This window comes from Herbaspirillum sp. UBA812, assembly GCF_002296545.1.
Classification (GTDB): Bacteria; Pseudomonadota; Gammaproteobacteria; order Burkholderiales; family Burkholderiaceae_D; genus Herbaspirillum; species Herbaspirillum huttiense.
Genome location: NZ_DBIC01000029.1, coordinates 1 through 15,082 on the forward strand (window position 1 = coordinate 1; position 15,082 = coordinate 15,082).

Sequence of the window (15,082 nt, forward strand, 5' to 3'; positions counted from 1 at the left end):
GCCTGGCCATCGTGCGCGAGATCGTGCAGGCTTCGCAGGGCGCGATCCGGCTCGATGCGCCGGCGCAAGGCAGTGGGCTGGTGGCTACCGTGAGCCTGCCGGCGCTGGCGGGCTGAGGCCTTTCTTTCCCATGCAGCGGTAATACAAAACCGCGCAGCCCCCACAACAAACGATCAAAAAGTATCAGCCCGCCGCACGCTTTTGGCGTGGAGCGGCGCGCCCTGCCCTCGTACTCTTGCTCCTGCCTGTGAAGGCAAAGGGTGCTTGCGAATCCCCCCGCATCTGCGCCCGACCTGAACGATAAAAAATACCAGGAGACAACCCGTGAACAAGATCTGCTTGGGCGCCGCGTGCGCCGTCCTTGGCACTGCCCTGCCCGTGGTGGCATCGGCGCAGTCCTGCAATGTCCCCGTGCTGAAGGTGCTGGCGCAGAAGAGCCTGGGCCTGACGGTGATGGAGAAATCGCTCGCCGATTACCAGAAGCGCACCGGCACCCGTGTGGAGATCAGCTACTTCGGCGAGAACGACCGGCGCGCCAAGTCGCGCCTGGATGCTTCCACCAAGGCCGGTTCCTACCAGGTGTATTACGTCGATGAAGCCAACGTGGCCGAGTTCGCCTCGGCCGGCTGGATCGTGCCGCTGCTGAAGTATTTCCCCAAGGAGGCCGACTATGACGACTTCCTGCCCGGCCGCCGGGCGGTGGCCAGCTACAAGGACGTGGCGTATTTCGCGCCGCTGATCGGCGGTTCCGATTTCCTCTTCTATCGCCGCGACCTGCTGGAAAAGGCCGGCCTGCCGGTACCGCGCACGCTGGACGAACTGGTGGCCGACATCAAGAAGCTGCATTCGCCGCCCGGCGTCTATGGCTGGGTGGCACGCGGCCAGCGCGGCTCGGGCATGAACGTGTGGCGCTGGGCGCCCTTCATGCTGGCCGAGGGCGGCCAGTGGACCGACAAGAACAACCAGCCGGCCTTCAATTCGCCGGCGGCCGTCAAGGCCACGCAGCTCTATGCGGAACTGTTCAAGTACGGCCCCCCGGGTGCGGCCACCTATGACTGGAGCAATGCGCTGGAAGCCTTCCGCTCGGGCAAGGTGGCCTTCATGATCGAGTCCACGCCCTTCGCCGACTGGATGGAAGACAGCAGCAAGTCCAGCGTGGCCGACAAGGTCGGCTATGCTCGCCCGCCGGCACCGCTGCCCTCGGCCGCCTACGGCCACGGGCTGGCCATCTCCGCCATCGGTGCCAAGGACGAGTGCACGCGCCAGGCAGCCGGCAAGTTCATCGCCTTTGCCACCGGCAAGGAGCAGGAACAGGCGCGCCTGCGCGAGAAGGTCTTCAGCGACTACAACCGCACCAGCACCATCCAGAGCGATTACTTCCAGATGAACGTCAAGCCGCAGATCCTTGCCGGCCTGAAGGACACCACCCCGGTCTCCAAGCTGACCATCTGGCCCAGCCCGCAGTGGCCGGACATCGGCGACAACCTGGGCGTGGCGCTGGAAGAAGTCTTCACCGGCACCCAGAAGGACATTCCGCGCGCCCTGAACGAAGCCGCCCAGTATGCGCAGGACGCGATGGAACACGCGCGCAAATAATTTACTTCATTCAACCGCGTCAAACGATGTAGCCGCCCTGTTCCCTTGCCGGAACGGGGCGGACTCCGGAGTCCTGCATGTTCAATCGTGGAAAGACCTCGCTGCCCTACCTGTTCCTCGGCCCGTCGCTGCTGGTGATGCTGGTACTGGGGCTGGTACCGACGGTGGCGGCGATCAACCTGGCACTGAAGAACCGCGTGCTGCGCTATCCCGACAGCGACTATGTCTGGCTGCGCAATGTCGAGCGGCTGCTGTCGGACCGGCGCTTCCTCAATGCCATCGAAGTCTCGGCGATCTGGGAAGTGGTCACCGTGCTGGGTGCGGTGGTGGCCGGCATCCTCATCGCCATCTACCTGTTTGAAAACGTCCATGGCAAATGGCGGCAAGCCATGTGCGTCTTGCTGATCACGCCGGTGCTGCTGCCGCGCGTGTCGGCCGCCTTCATCTGGAAGTTCATGTATTCGCCGCTGACCGGCATCCTGGGCTGGCTGCTGGGACTGGTGGGCATCCATGACACGGCCTTCCTCTCGGACCCGCTGCTGGCGCTCTATGCGGTGGCCGCCGTCGATATCTGGCAGTGGGGATTGTTCTTCGCCGTGATCGTCCTGAAGCTGCTGGAAACCCTGCCGCCCGAGCCACTGGAGGCGGCGCGGCTGGACCACGCCCGCACCTGGCAGGTGTATGCCTACATCGCCCTGCCGATGTTGAAGGCCCCGCTCGTCAGCCTGGTCTTCATCAAGATGGTGGAGTCGCTGCGCTCCTTCGACCTGATCTACGTGATGACCAAGGGCGGGCCGGGCGTGGCTACCGAAACGCTGGACATGTATGCCTATGCCCAAGGCATCGGGCTGTCCGGCAAGGTTTCGTATGCCTCCACCATGGCGGTGCTGATGATGGTGGCCACCACGCTGATCTTTACCCTGATCTGGAAACGGGTGAGCAAATGGGAAGACTGATCGCACGCTGCGCCGTCTGGGGCGTGGGCATCCTGCTGGTGCTGGTGGCGGTGTTTCCGCTGCTGTGGGCGCTGCTCAATTCGCTGAAGACCTTGCTGGACATCGTCACGCCGACACCGCGCTTTCTCTTCACGCCGACGCTGGAGAACTATCGCCAGGTCATCGGCAGTCCGGAAGTGCTGGTGGGCCTGACCAACAGTGCCGTCATCGTCGGCAGCGCCGTGCTGCTGGGTACGCTCATGGGTGTGCCGGCAGCCTACGTGATTGCGCGCTATCACGTGCCGGGCAAGCGCGACATCCAGTTTTTCCTGCTCTCGCTGCGTTTCCTGCCGCCGGTGGCGGTGGCCATTCCGCTCATCGCGATCTGGGTCGACCTGGGGCTGTATGACACGCGCTTCTCGATGATCGTGACTTACCTGCTGACCACGCTCTCCACCATTACCTGGCTGTCGATCCCGGTGTTCCAGCGCATGCCGCGCGAGATCGAGGAAGCAGCCACCCTCGACGGCTATGGCCCCTATGCGGTGTTCTGGAAGATCGCCCTGCCCAACTGCGCCGGCACCTTGCTGGGCGGGATCATCTTCAGCTTCGTGCTGGTCTGGAACGAACTGATGATCGCCCTGGCGCTGACCTCCTCCAACAGCGCCACGCTGCCGGTGGTGGCCTCGGCCTTTACCTCCATGGGGCAGGAAGTGCCGTGGGGCGTGATCAACGCTTCCACCGTCTTGCTGGCGCTGCCGCCCCTGATCTTTGTCGGCGTCTTGAGCCGACTGTTGAATTCCATCCTCACCGGAAAATAAGGAGACCCCATGCAAGCCCTCGTACTCGAAGCCACGCGTGAACTGGCCCTGCGCGACATCGACCTGCCGCAGGATCTCGGTGCCCAGGATGTGCGCATCCGCATCCACACCGTGGGCATCTGCGGCAGCGACCTGCACTACTACACCCACGGCCGCATCGGTCCCTTCAAGGTGGAAGCGCCCATGGTGCTGGGGCACGAGGCCTCGGGCACCATCATCGAAGTCGGCAGCGACGTTACGCAACTGAAGCTCGGCGACCGCGTCTGCATGGAGCCGGGCATTCCGCGCCTGGATTCGCCGGCCACGCTGCGCGGCCTGTACAACCTCGACCCCTCGGTGCGCTTCTGGGCCACGCCGCCCATCCACGGCTGCCTCACCGGCAGCGTGGTGCATCCTGCGGCCTTCACCTATCGGCTGCCGGACAACGTCAGCTTTGCCGAAGGGGCCATCGTCGAACCCTTGTCCATCGGCCTGCAGGCCGCCACCAAGGCGCGCATGAAGCCGGGCGATACGGCCGTGGTGATCGGTGCCGGTACCATCGGTGCCATGACTGCACTGGCAGCGCTGGCGGGGGGCGCGGCGCGCGTGATCCTGGCCGATGTGGTGGCCGAGAAGCTGGCCCACTTCGCCAACAATCCCGCCGTCATCACGGTGGACGTGACACAGCAGGCCCTGACCGATGTGGTGCAGCAGGTCACCGAGGGCTGGGGTGCCGATGTGGTGTTTGAGGCGTCGGGCCATGCCGGCGTCTACCAGACCTTGCTGGATCTGGTGTGTCCCGGTGGCTGCGCGGTGCTGGTGGGCATGCCGCCGGAGCCGGTGGGACTGGACGTGGTGACCATGCAGACCAAGGAAGTGCGGCTGGAATCAGTCTTCCGTTATGCCAACATTTTCCCGCGCGCACTGGCGCTGCTGAGCTCGGGAATGATCGATGTGAAGCCTTTCATTTCACGCAGTTTCCCCTTCTCGCAGGGGATTGAGGCCTTCGAGGAAGCCGCGCGCGGCCGTCCGCAGGATGTGAAGATCCAGATCGAAATGGAAGGCTGACCATGGCCGACATCCGCTGCCAGGGCTTGTCCAAGCATTACGCCGGTGGCCCGCCGGTATTGCATCCGCTGGACCTCACCATCGGTGATGGCGAATTCGTGGTCCTGCTCGGCCCCTCCGGCTGCGGCAAATCGACCATGCTGCGCATGATCGCCGGGCTCGAAGAGATCAGCGGCGGCACCCTCTCCATCGGCGGCAAGGTGGTCAACGCGCTGCCTGCGCGGGATCGCAACGTGGCCATGGTGTTCCAGAACTACGCGCTCTATCCGCACATGAACGTGTATGACAATATCGCCTTCGGCCTGCGCCGTCTGAAACGTCCGGCCGACGAGATCGACCGCCGCGTGCGCGAAGTGGCGGCCATGTTGAATCTCGATGCCCTGCTAGGCCGCAAGCCGCGCGCCATGTCCGGTGGCCAGCAGCAGCGCGCGGCGATTGCGCGCGCCATCATCAAGACGCCGTCGGTGTTCCTGTTCGATGAGCCGCTCTCCAACCTCGATGCCAAACTGCGCGCGCAATTGCGCGGCGACATCAAGCGCCTGCACCAGCGCCTGCGCACCACCACCGTCTACGTTACCCACGACCAGCTCGAAGCCATGACGCTGGCTGACCGCGTCATCCTCATGCAGGGCGGACAGATCGTGCAGGCGGGTTCGCCGGCCGAGCTCTATCGTTATCCGCGCACGCTCTTTGCGGCCGGATTCATCGGCACGCCTGCCATGAACTTCCTTGATGGCGTGGTCGAGCGCGATGGGGCCACGCTCTCGGTGCGCTGCGAAGACCAGCGCTGGGTCCTGCAAGATGAAAGGTTTTCACGCCTGATGCCGGGAATGTCGGTAAAGTTGGCGGTGCGTCCTGACTATGTCCGCATGGCTGGAGAGCAGGACGCCGCCCACAGCCTGACCTGCGCGGTCGATGTGGAACTGGTGGAGATCCTGGGGGCCGATGCCCTCCTCACCACCCGCTGGGGCGCACAGACGCTGACCGCCCTGGTGAGCGCGCAGCACCTGCCGCAGGCGGGACAGCGCCTGCACCTGGCCTTCGATCAGCACGCGTTGCACGTGTTCGATGTACACAGCGGAGAGAACCTGTCGCTGCCGCCCGCCGCCTTTGCGGCCGGCGGACAAGACGACGGCCCGCATGGCAAGGAGACAAAGCATGAGTCCGGATCTGGAGCTGGTCCATACCCGCCAGGACGAATCGTTCAGGGCGTGGGTGCATGACTACCCGCACACGGTGGCCAAATGGCATTTTCATCCTGAATACGAAGTCCACGTCATCACCGCTTCCAGCGGCAAGTTTTTCGTGGGCGATTTCATCGGCGACTTCGGTCCCGGCAACCTGGTGCTGACCGGCCCCAACCTGCCGCACAACTGGGTCAGCAACCTGGGTGCGGGCGAACACGTGGGCGCGCGCGACCTGGTGCTGCAATTCTCGCGGCCCTTCGCCGACCGCATGCTGGGGGCCATCCCGGAGCTCTCGCCCTTGCAGGACCTGCTGGAGGGCGCAGCACGCGGATTGCAGTTTCCCGATGCGCTGGGCAGGTCGATCATTCCGCTGATGCAGGACCTGGCAGAGGCCGGCGGTGCGCGCCGTGTGGTGCTGATGATGAGCGTGCTGGAACAGCTGGCCTCCTGCCGCGAACGCAAGCCCCTGGCCGGCCCGGGCTACGACCTGGATGCCCAGCGGCACATGTCGTCCACCATCAACCAGGTGCTTTCCTGCATCCGCCAGAACCTGGGCGGCAACCTGCGCGAGAGCGATGTGGCCGAACTGGCGGGGATGAGCGTAAGCAGCTTTACGCGCTTCTTCAAGCGGCATACGGGCTGCACCTTCATCCAGTACCAGAACGGATTGCGCCTGAACGAGGCCTGCGAATTGCTGATGTGTACCGAACTGAGCGTGACCGAGGTGTGCTACCGGGTCGGGTTCAACAATCTTTCCAATTTCAATCGCCAGTTCCTGGCTCACAAGGGCATGCCGCCCTCGCGCTTCCGTGCGCTGCACCGGCTCAACGATGAAGTCCGGGCGGTCGCGTAGCGCCTCTCCACTTGCACGCAAAGGAAAATGATTTGAGCTATCTCGGCATCGACCTCGGCACTTCCGAAGTCAAGCTCGTCCTCACCGACGACGACTCCCACGTCATCGCCACCAGCAGCGCCCGCCTGCGGGTGGACAACCCGCATCCGCTGTGGTCCGAGCAGGCGCCGCAGGCCTGGTGGAACGCCACGCTCGACGCCATCGCCGCGTTGCGTGCCGAGTCCCCGCAGGCCTTCCAGGCCCTGCGCGGCATCGGCATCTCCGGCCAGATGCATGGCGCCACCCTGCTGGATCGCAACGGCAATGTATTACGTCCGGCCATCCTGTGGAACGACATGCGCGCCCATGCGGAATGCGTGGAGCTGGAAGCACTGGTGCCGGATGCGCCCGCCATCACCGGCAATCGGGCCATGCCGGGTTTCACGGCACCCAAACTGCTGTGGCTGTCGAAATACGAACCGGCGGTGTACCGCGCCATCGACAAGGTCTTGCTGCCCAAGGATTACCTGGGCTGGAAGCTGACGGGAGAATTCGTCTCCGAGATGTCGGACGCGGCCGGCACGCTCTGGCTGGACGTGGCGCAGCGCGACTGGTCCGACCGCATGCTGGCGGCCACCGGGCTGGATCGCAGCCACATGCCGCGCCTGGTCGAAGGCAGTGACGTGGCCGGCCAGTTGCGTGAGGAGTTGCGGCGCGAATGGGGCATCAACGGCCCGGTGGTGGTGGCCGGCGGTGCCGGGGACAATGCGGCCAGCGCGGTGGGTATCGGCGTGATCCAGGCGGGCGATGCATTCCTGTCGCTGGGCAGCTCGGGCGTCTTGTTCGCCGCCACGGCGCGGCATGCCCCCAATCCGCAACAGGGCGTGCATGCGTTCTGCCACTGCCTGCCGGGGCAATGGCATCAGATGAGCGTGATCCTGTCGGCAGCCGCCAGCCTGCATTGGCTCTCGGGCGTGACGGCGCGGCCGGTGGGCGAATTGGTGGCAGGGGCGGAGCGATTGACGGCGACGCAGCAGGCACAGGCTCCCTTGTTCCTGCCGTATCTGAATGGCGAGCGCACGCCGCACAATGATGCGACGGCCAAGGGCGTGCTGTTCGGCATGACGCCCGCGCATGAGACTGCGCATCTGGCCTATGCGGTGATGGAAGGCGTGGCCTTTGCGATGGCCGATGGCTATGCGGCCTTGCAGGCTGCGGGCACTACGCTGGAGAGTGCGGCTTTTGTGGGCGGTGGATCACGCAGTGCGTTCTGGGGGGAGCTGTGTGCTACCGCCCTGGGGATGCCTCTGCGACGGCATGCAGGGGCGGAAGTGGGCGCGGCGTTGGGGGCGGCGAGGTTGGGGAGGTTGGCGCGGACGGGGGAGGATGCGGCCAGCGTGTGCGTCCCACCCGAGGTACTGGAATGGTATCGCCCTGATACTGCAAGGCAGGCGCAATTGCAGCGCAGGCTGGCACAATATCGTCGCCTCTATCGTAGTCTCGCAGACGAATTCATCGCGTTCTCGCAGTCCTGAAATCGACGGACCACCGGCGTCCGGCCTGCTCCTTATCTCCAAAAAATACGCGGCATTTTTCGAAGCAATTCAACAGACTTCAAGCAAGCCATCGTGCAACATCTGCGCTTCCCGATTCGGCTTGCTGAAGTCTTCCCTGCCTTCTTCGGGATATTCATTTTCCCCGCAGAAGGAGACGCATGCATTCCCGCACCACCGGCTGGGACAGCCTGACCCGGCAGCGCCAGCATCACCGCATCCTGCAACTTCACTTCGTCAATGACGATGCCCCCGACGTCGAACTGCTGATCAATCGCCTCAATGCCGGCGAGGCCTTGAGTCGCGATTACGCTTATACGCTGGAACTGCTCAGCGACGATGCGTGCATCCCGCTGGAGGCGCTGATGGGCAAGTTGTTGCGGGTGGCACTGGTGCGCGCGGATGGAACGCAGCGCCACTTCACGGGTTATGTCGAGCGTTTTTCCTTCTTGCGCACCGACGGCGGCATCGCCTTCTACGAAGCGCGGCTGGTGCCGTGGATGGCATTCCTGGCTGCGCGCATCAACAATCGCATCTTTCATCAGCGGAACCTTGAAGGTCTGAGCGCCGAGATCTTCAGCGCCTATCCGTCACATGCCCGCTGGGATTGCCAGCTGCGGCATGGCGATCCGGTGCGCACCGACATGTTCCAGTTCGACGAGAGCGACAGCAACCTGCTGCATCGGCGCTGGGAAGATGCAGGCTGGCACTACCACTATGAACACCAGACAGACGGACATCAGCTCAGGCTGTCCGACGATTCGACCTATGCCAAACCCATCGATGGCGGCGGCCAAGTCCCGTTCCAGCATCACGGCGGTGCCATTGAGGAAGACGGCATGGCGCAGTGGTCGATGGTGCGCCAGTTCCAGCCGTCCAGCACCCGTCTGTCGAGCTATGACTTCAAGATGGCGCGACCGCAGCAGGTGGACGTACCGACTCTGAACAAACAGGGCGCGGTGCTGCCGGTGGAGCACTACGAATACACAGGAGCCTACGGATTTTCCAACCTTGAGGCCGGCGACCGTCAAAGCCGCGTGCGCATGGAGGAATTCGAGGCGGCAGCGCAACTGTTCGAGGGGAAGGGCAATTGCCGTTACCTGCAGCCAGGGCGAAGTTTCCGTCTGACAGGACATTTCTCGGAACACCTTGCCGTCGGCGGCGACGCCAGCGCTGAGGATCAGGAATTTCTGATCATCAGCGTGGAGCATAGCGCCAGCAACAATTATCTGCAGGATGCAGAGACCCCCCCGTTCTACGCCAATCACGTACGCTGTGCGCGCAAGCTGCTGCCCTGGCGTCCCGGCCGTGGCTACACCAGCCAGCCCACCGTCCTGCACGGCATGCAGACCGCCACCGTCGTCGGTCCTTCCGGCGAAAATCTGCATGTGGATGAATATGGGCGTGTCAAAGTGCAATTTCATTGGGATCTCCAGGGTCGCAATGACGAACACAGTACGGCATGGATACGAGTCGCCAGCAGTTGGGCTGGTGCCGAACAGGGGCTGGTGGCGGTACCCCGGATAGGACAACTGGTGATCGTGCAATGGCTGGGAGGACATGCGGATCGTCCCATCATCACCGGTTCAGTCGTCAATCAACTCAACATGCCGCCCTGGGCCCTGCCCTCGCAGGCCGCCTTGTCGGGCCTGCGCAGCCGCGAGCTGGCACCAGGTGCCGGCAATGCGGCGGGTGGGCGCTCCGGACACGTACTCTTTGACGACACCCACGAGGCGATCCAGACACAAGTACGCAGCGACGCCTTCGACAGCCAGCTAGCGCTGGGCCATGTGACGCGTATAGAACGGCACGCGGGCCGCCAGGATGCCAGGGGCGCAGGCTTCGAACTACGAACTGACGCACATGGCGTGATCCGTGCGGCGCAAGGCCTGCTGCTCACCAGCGAGCCACGCCCCAAGGCGCGCGGCCACATGACCGACATGGCCGAGACCGTAGGCCGTCTGGCGCAGGCACACGACACGGTGGCAAGTCTCAGCAAACTGGCCCAGGAGCATCAGGCCCAGGACAAGCATGCGGATCAGCACGAGGCCGCGCAAGCCATCCAGAGCCAGAACGAGGCCATCAAGGGACAAGGAGGCGCTCAGGACGGCCGTTTCCCTGAACTGGCCGAACCGCATCTGGTCCTCTCCAGCCCCTGCGGCATCGAGGCCAGCTCCGGTGCCTCCACCCACCTCGCCAGCGCGGAACATGCAGCTCTCACGGCTGGCAGCCATGTCTCGTTAGCGGCCGGCAAATCCTTCTTTGCCAGTGCGGCAGAAAAGCTCTCCCTGCTTGCCTATCGGCTGGGCGCCAGGCTGATCGCCGCCAGTGGCCGCGTGGAGATCCAGGCGCAGAACGACGGCATGGAGATCCTTGCGCAGAAGGTGGTGGACATCATCAGCACGCGGGACTGGATCAATCTCAAAGCCAAGAAAGGCATCCGTCTCAATGGCGGTGGCAGTGAACTGGTCATTGCGGAGGGCATCACCGGCTTTACGCAAGGTGCGCATCACGTCCATGCCTCTGATCACCAGACCTTGGGGCCGCAGGCCAAGCCCGCCGAATTCCCCGGCGCACAGCTCTGTCCTTCGCGCGCCAGCGGTGCGGCGCAGTCCGGCAGCGCCAGTGTTGCGCTGTCCTGATTGTGCGAGGAGAACGCATGCATGCCATTTCGTTTCCCGATGAGGTCATCACCCATGGCCAGGTGCTGGTGGAACCGGCCAATCTGGATCCGCGCTCACCCCTGCACGAACTGCCCATGCGCGTGTGCGAAGTCGGGCGGATCAAGGATGCGGACGACCTGATGCCCAGGCTCATCGACATGGCCACGCTCAGTGCCGATCAGCAGCAGTGGATGACCACGGCGCTACGCAGTGCGCCCCATGCAGAAGAGCCTCCCATCCTGTGTGCCTGGCTGGAGAGCGCTGCGGATCCCGAACGCCTCGTGCGCGGCCTCACACGCTTCCTGATCGGTCCCGGCGTGGAGGATCGCCAAGTCTACTGGCGCTATTACGACCCACGCGTGCTGGCACTGACGCTGCAGTTGTTTTCTGACGAGCAAACGCGCGCCCTGCTGGGGCCGGTCACGCAGTGGCGCTTTCCCTGGAGTGGCCACTGGTGGAGCGTCACCGGTCCGGGCGAGGAGATCGACGTGCTGGGCGGCAGCCGGCCAGCCTGGCCCGACGCCAGCCAGTGGCACAGCCTGGCGCATTGCGATGTGCTCGACAAGGTCCTGCGCCAGCTGCCGGAGAACCTGGCTGCGTGCACGCCGCCGGAAATCCTGCTGTATGCACGGCGCGGCGACTCGGCCTTGTTGCGCGCACGTCAGGTACTCAAGATCACCGACCCCGTTGAACTGACGGAGTACGCCTTGCATTGCCTGCGCTATGGCAGCGCTTTTCTGGACCATCCCCCACTGCATGGTGCCTGGGCTGCGCTGGCCAGTGGCGAGCTCAGCTGGAACGCCCTGCTCCAGCGGCTCGGTCCGGATGATTATCGGCAGATGGACGCTGTGCGCCATCTCATGTCCCCTACTACAGGAGCAGCACGATGAACGGATGCAATTTTTGCGACAAGAAAGGCTTGCTGATCTATCCGGTCCGCTATGCCGTGGCCAGTCCTTATGGCGCGGCAGGCGTACCGGGGCTGTCCGGCAATTTCAAGATTGAGGGTGCCCCGCAGTCCGCCGGTGCGGCGAAATACAGCTTGCGGGCGCTGCGTCCTGGCTATCTCTATACCTATGACGAGAAGCGCGGACGGCTCAAGGCTTATGTGGTCATGCCGACCGGGCATCTCTGGAACTATTCGCTGGAGTACAACGCGCCGCATCCGGCGAAGATCCGTTTTGCGTGCATTGATCCAGGCGAGCTGGTGCGGGCGTATTGCGTCGACATCATCCACACGGCGTCCGACCCGGCCGGCAACTTCTGGATTGGCTGGTCCAACGTGCAGTGGACCAAGGCCTTGCTCAAGAAGGTCAGTGACGCGGGCTGGCGCAAGAAACATATGCAGTGCATCGATATCCCGGCGATGCTGGCAGGCAGTGCGGTCCATACCGGAGAGTTCAATGCGAGTGCGGACAAGGTGGCGCATTTTGTGGCGGACGAAGCCGCCATGAAAAAAGCCTACGCCTTCAGCAACACGCCCACTGAATCCGAGGCACGCAAGCTCGCCACGGCTGTACGCTTCAGGGCGATCATGGCGGAGCATGGGCCGCATCACAAGGGCTACATTGCCGCGCTCAATGATCCGGTGGGAATGACCAACGATTTGAGTGAATTGACGGTACCGGATCTACAGGCCGGGTTCGATGAGAAGCTGCACCAACGCAAGATGATTGCTGACCTGCTCGCGCTGACCGAGCACCACGTACGCCAGGAGGCCCGCCAGGAAGTGGTCTTCAGCGATGCGGTTGCTGAAGCCTCGGCGCATCATCCGGATGGCGATATCTACAACGGCTTGAAGACCTTGGGCGCCATGTTCAAGCTGGGCGGGATAGACCGTCATGAGAAGAAACTCCAGGAACAGCGCAAAAAATATGGCGAGGACCTGGCCGGACGCCAGCAGGCAGCGGCCGATGATGCCTGGCATGAATTGACCCATGACAATGGAAAGCCGACGCTGGACGAAGCGGCGATGAAAGCCTTTCCGGCGATCTACGATGCTGCGCTCAAGCAATTTGAACCGCAACTTTTGCAACTGCTGATGGGACATCTTGGCTGGCTCAAGAGCGAACAATTGGCCAACTGGATGGAGGGTGTTCATGACGATGCTGACATCCGCAGTGGTTATGCCTATAGCGAATCGATGTCGCAATGCATCGGCAAGGCCGTCTGTTCGAAGCCATGTATTGATCAACTCTCCAGTTGGATCTCCAGTGGCAATCTTCAAGACAACCGCAATCTCTATGCCCGCGCCTTGCTGCTCAACCAGGCAGACATCATCGCGGCTACCGAAACGCAGCTCAAGGGTAGCGACTTCCAGCTCGAGAACATTCTCAATGTCTACAAAGGTGCAGTCTTGCGCTTGGACGATCCGAAGCAGGCGGAGCAATTGATTGATCGCTTGGCGCTGACCACAGGCAATGTAATTGTCAAAGCCATTAGCGGGAGCAGTAGTGCCCTCGCACGAGCAATTGCACTGACTCACCTTCAGCTTTTGGGTGGTGTTGGCATCAAGGTCAGCAACATGAGCCGTGTCGATGTTGCGCAATGGGCTATCGCACAAGCGAAAGAACAAGGCATAAAACTGGAGACAGACCGTAAGAAAACCAGAGTCGATGCGCGCACCCAAGCGCGAGAGGCTGTCAAGCGGGCCAGAGTTCAGAACCACTTCTACTATGCGCTGGACATCGGCGCTCTTGAAAAGGATGGCCGCATCGCGCCAGGAAGCATCAAGGGGATTGGTATTCCTGGGGTTACCACGGCGAAGAATTGGCTGGGGTCGGGATCGCCGCGAGACTTCAAGCTTGGCGTCGTGACCATGATCGTACAAATGGCGGCGTTGCAATTCGCCATGACAGATCTGGACAATAACGATCAGTTCAATCTGTGGGAAACACGCGTCAAGGCGACAGCAGCGATCACAAGCTTGAGCGCGACTATTGTGGAGGCTGCAGCGATCAGTGTTAAAGATTCATCAGATCACCCATTGAGCGCTTTTATTCGAAGACAATGGGCTGGGATCGATAGAACAGTTGGGAAGATTATTTTCCTCGCTCGCACCGCCGGACTCCTCGCCGGTCTCGGCGTTGCCGCCTGGGACATTTTCGATAAAGGTTGGGAGGCCCTTAAGGATGAAAAATTTGGGTTAGCTTCACTGTATTTTCTGAATGGCATTCTCGGCGCGCGAATCGCGTTTGCACTTTTTTTCTCCCTGGGCTCATTATTCTGGCCAATTTTCTTGCTCTCTTTCGGTATCGGGATCGCGATAGCATATGTAAACAACAGTGCGCTAAAGACATGGATAGCGCACTGCGAATTTTCTGCAGGAATAAAGTACACGTCCTTCGAAGCCGAATTGAAGGGATATCGTGACGCAGTGGGAGTGCAATAATGGACGAACGCGCGTTCCCCTACAGAGCGGGCAAACCTATCCCTGATTGGGATCTCAGACATCGCTTACCAATCGACAAGCCTGTCAGTTCCGAATGCAAGGATGGAAGCACCCTATTCAGAATCAATTCGACCTTTATGGATGTGACAGATCAGCCATTTAGAGATCGGCAACGGCATGCTGGAGGAGTACTGTTGGCAGGGTTGTTTTCGGGTGCGCTAATCCTATTCCTGTGCCGGGTTCTAATGAGTCCTCCAGCGGTCATTGGGATCGGGGCAGTTACCTTCTACCTCATTGTGATCGCATCCGTCATCTATTTTGTACACATGGTGTTCAAGTATGGGCGCGACGAATTCTTTTCATTAACCCGCCGCCCCATCCGCTTCAATCGCAAAGAGAAAAAAATCCATGCCATCCGCCGTCGCAGATTCTTCTGCAAGCCGAGCCAAGGTGATGCCACATGGGAAATTCCCTGGAATGAACATGCGATCTTCTGCATCCACCGTGGTGTGGCCCATTGCCGCCATGTCTACCATATTCGGTACTACGAGGTTGATGATCACGGCAACGTCACTCGCGCATTCGCGATAGGTAAGAAATGGGCCGAGGACGAAAGTCTGGAAGACCTCCTGTCTCAATGGAACTATTGGTGCTGGTACATGAATCACGGCCCGGCAGAATTGCCCAAGCCTCTGTTGTTCTTCAAGGAGAAAGAAAATAGCTTGGAGAGCTTTCTGTTCTGCATGTACGGATTCGGCATGCGCGCCAGCGCAGACTATCGCATCTCCATGATGCCGTTCATCCTGTTGATGACCGGTTTGCGTCTGATGGCGCTCTGGACCTGCCGCGAACCTATCTGGCCTGAAGCGGTCGCCCAAATAAGCATCATCGAACCCGACGACCCATTCGATCAACCCTCGGGAGACACGCCAGTGGGTTGGGCGGAAACGGCGCTTGCTCTTGAACGCAACGAGTATCCCAATGGCGACAAAAGAGAAATGAAAAACTGGAACGGCAAAAAAGACCCCGTCGCGAATGCCCGTCTCTGGGCACAAGA

11 protein-coding genes are annotated in these 15,082 nt (G+C 61.9%); all 11 read left to right on the forward strand.

The window, feature by feature from the left end:
* The first annotated feature begins 324 nt into the window (after window positions 1–324).
* A complete protein-coding gene (locus tag B3873_RS01530; RefSeq protein WP_286863684.1) occupies window positions 325–1,596 on the forward strand; it encodes an ABC transporter substrate-binding protein in 1,272 nt (423 codons plus the stop codon).
* 77 nt (window positions 1,597–1,673) lie between these two features.
* Complete coding sequence (locus B3873_RS01535) at window positions 1,674–2,552, forward strand: carbohydrate ABC transporter permease (protein WP_286863685.1); 879 nt, start codon at window positions 1,674–1,676, stop codon at window positions 2,550–2,552.
* Window positions 2,540–3,352 carry a carbohydrate ABC transporter permease gene (locus tag B3873_RS01540; protein ID WP_134223054.1) on the forward strand — a complete coding sequence of 271 codons (813 nt, stop codon included), beginning with the start codon at window positions 2,540–2,542 and terminating at the stop codon, window positions 3,350–3,352. Before B3873_RS01535 ends, B3873_RS01540 begins: the two co-directional genes overlap by 13 nt.
* 9 nt (window positions 3,353–3,361) lie before the next feature.
* Entirely contained in the window at window positions 3,362–4,399 is a 1,038-nt protein-coding gene (locus tag B3873_RS01545; protein WP_286863686.1) for an NAD(P)-dependent alcohol dehydrogenase, read from the forward strand.
* 2 nt (window positions 4,400–4,401) lie between these two features.
* Window positions 4,402–5,622 (forward strand): ABC transporter ATP-binding protein, encoded by a 1,221-nt coding sequence (locus B3873_RS01550; RefSeq protein WP_286863687.1) that lies wholly within the window; start codon window positions 4,402–4,404, stop codon window positions 5,620–5,622.
* Window positions 5,558–6,439, forward strand: coding sequence for an AraC family transcriptional regulator (locus B3873_RS01555; RefSeq protein ID WP_286863688.1), 882 nt, complete (start codon window positions 5,558–5,560; stop codon window positions 6,437–6,439). Before B3873_RS01550 ends, B3873_RS01555 begins: the two co-directional genes overlap by 65 nt.
* A 32-nt stretch (window positions 6,440–6,471) precedes the next feature.
* Entirely contained in the window at window positions 6,472–7,953 is a 1,482-nt protein-coding gene (gene xylB / locus B3873_RS01560; protein WP_286863689.1) for a xylulokinase, read from the forward strand.
* Window positions 7,954–8,132: 179 nt separating this feature from the next.
* Window positions 8,133–10,613 carry a type VI secretion system Vgr family protein gene (locus B3873_RS01565; RefSeq protein ID WP_286863690.1) on the forward strand — a complete coding sequence of 827 codons (2,481 nt, stop codon included), beginning with the start codon at window positions 8,133–8,135 and terminating at the stop codon, window positions 10,611–10,613.
* Window positions 10,614–10,630: 17 nt separating this feature from the next.
* The gene (locus tag B3873_RS01570) at window positions 10,631–11,524 is read left to right on the forward strand and encodes a DUF4123 domain-containing protein (RefSeq protein ID WP_286863691.1); all 894 of its coding nucleotides are present in this window, start codon (window positions 10,631–10,633) and stop codon (window positions 11,522–11,524) included.
* Window positions 11,521–14,025 carry a T6SS effector BTH_I2691 family protein gene (locus B3873_RS01575; protein WP_286863692.1) on the forward strand — a complete coding sequence of 835 codons (2,505 nt, stop codon included), beginning with the start codon at window positions 11,521–11,523 and terminating at the stop codon, window positions 14,023–14,025. The genes B3873_RS01570 and B3873_RS01575 overlap by 4 nt, the downstream gene beginning before the upstream one ends.
* Window positions 14,025–15,082: DUF6708 domain-containing protein (locus B3873_RS01580; RefSeq protein ID WP_286863693.1), on the forward strand; the 1,058-nt coding region annotated here is incomplete at its 3' end. The genes B3873_RS01575 and B3873_RS01580, both read left to right, overlap by 1 nt.

What these genes read in the sequence shown, in the direction of transcription:
- B3873_RS01535 (WP_286863685.1), top strand. Translation starts at nt 1,674, where the DNA reads ATGTTCAATCGTGGAAAGACCTCGCTGCCCTACCTGTTCCTCGGCCCG.
- B3873_RS01570 (WP_286863691.1), top strand. Translation starts at nt 10,631, where the DNA reads ATGCATGCCATTTCGTTTCCCGATGAGGTCATCACCCATGGCCAGGTG.
- B3873_RS01575 (WP_286863692.1), top strand. Translation starts at nt 11,521, where the DNA reads ATGAACGGATGCAATTTTTGCGACAAGAAAGGCTTGCTGATCTATCCG.
- B3873_RS01550 (WP_286863687.1), top strand. Translation starts at nt 4,402, where the DNA reads ATGGCCGACATCCGCTGCCAGGGCTTGTCCAAGCATTACGCCGGTGGC.
- B3873_RS01545 (WP_286863686.1), top strand. Translation starts at nt 3,362, where the DNA reads ATGCAAGCCCTCGTACTCGAAGCCACGCGTGAACTGGCCCTGCGCGAC.
- B3873_RS01540 (WP_134223054.1), top strand. Translation starts at nt 2,540, where the DNA reads ATGGGAAGACTGATCGCACGCTGCGCCGTCTGGGGCGTGGGCATCCTG.
- B3873_RS01565 (WP_286863690.1), top strand. Translation starts at nt 8,133, where the DNA reads ATGCATTCCCGCACCACCGGCTGGGACAGCCTGACCCGGCAGCGCCAG.
- B3873_RS01555 (WP_286863688.1), top strand. Translation starts at nt 5,558, where the DNA reads ATGAGTCCGGATCTGGAGCTGGTCCATACCCGCCAGGACGAATCGTTC.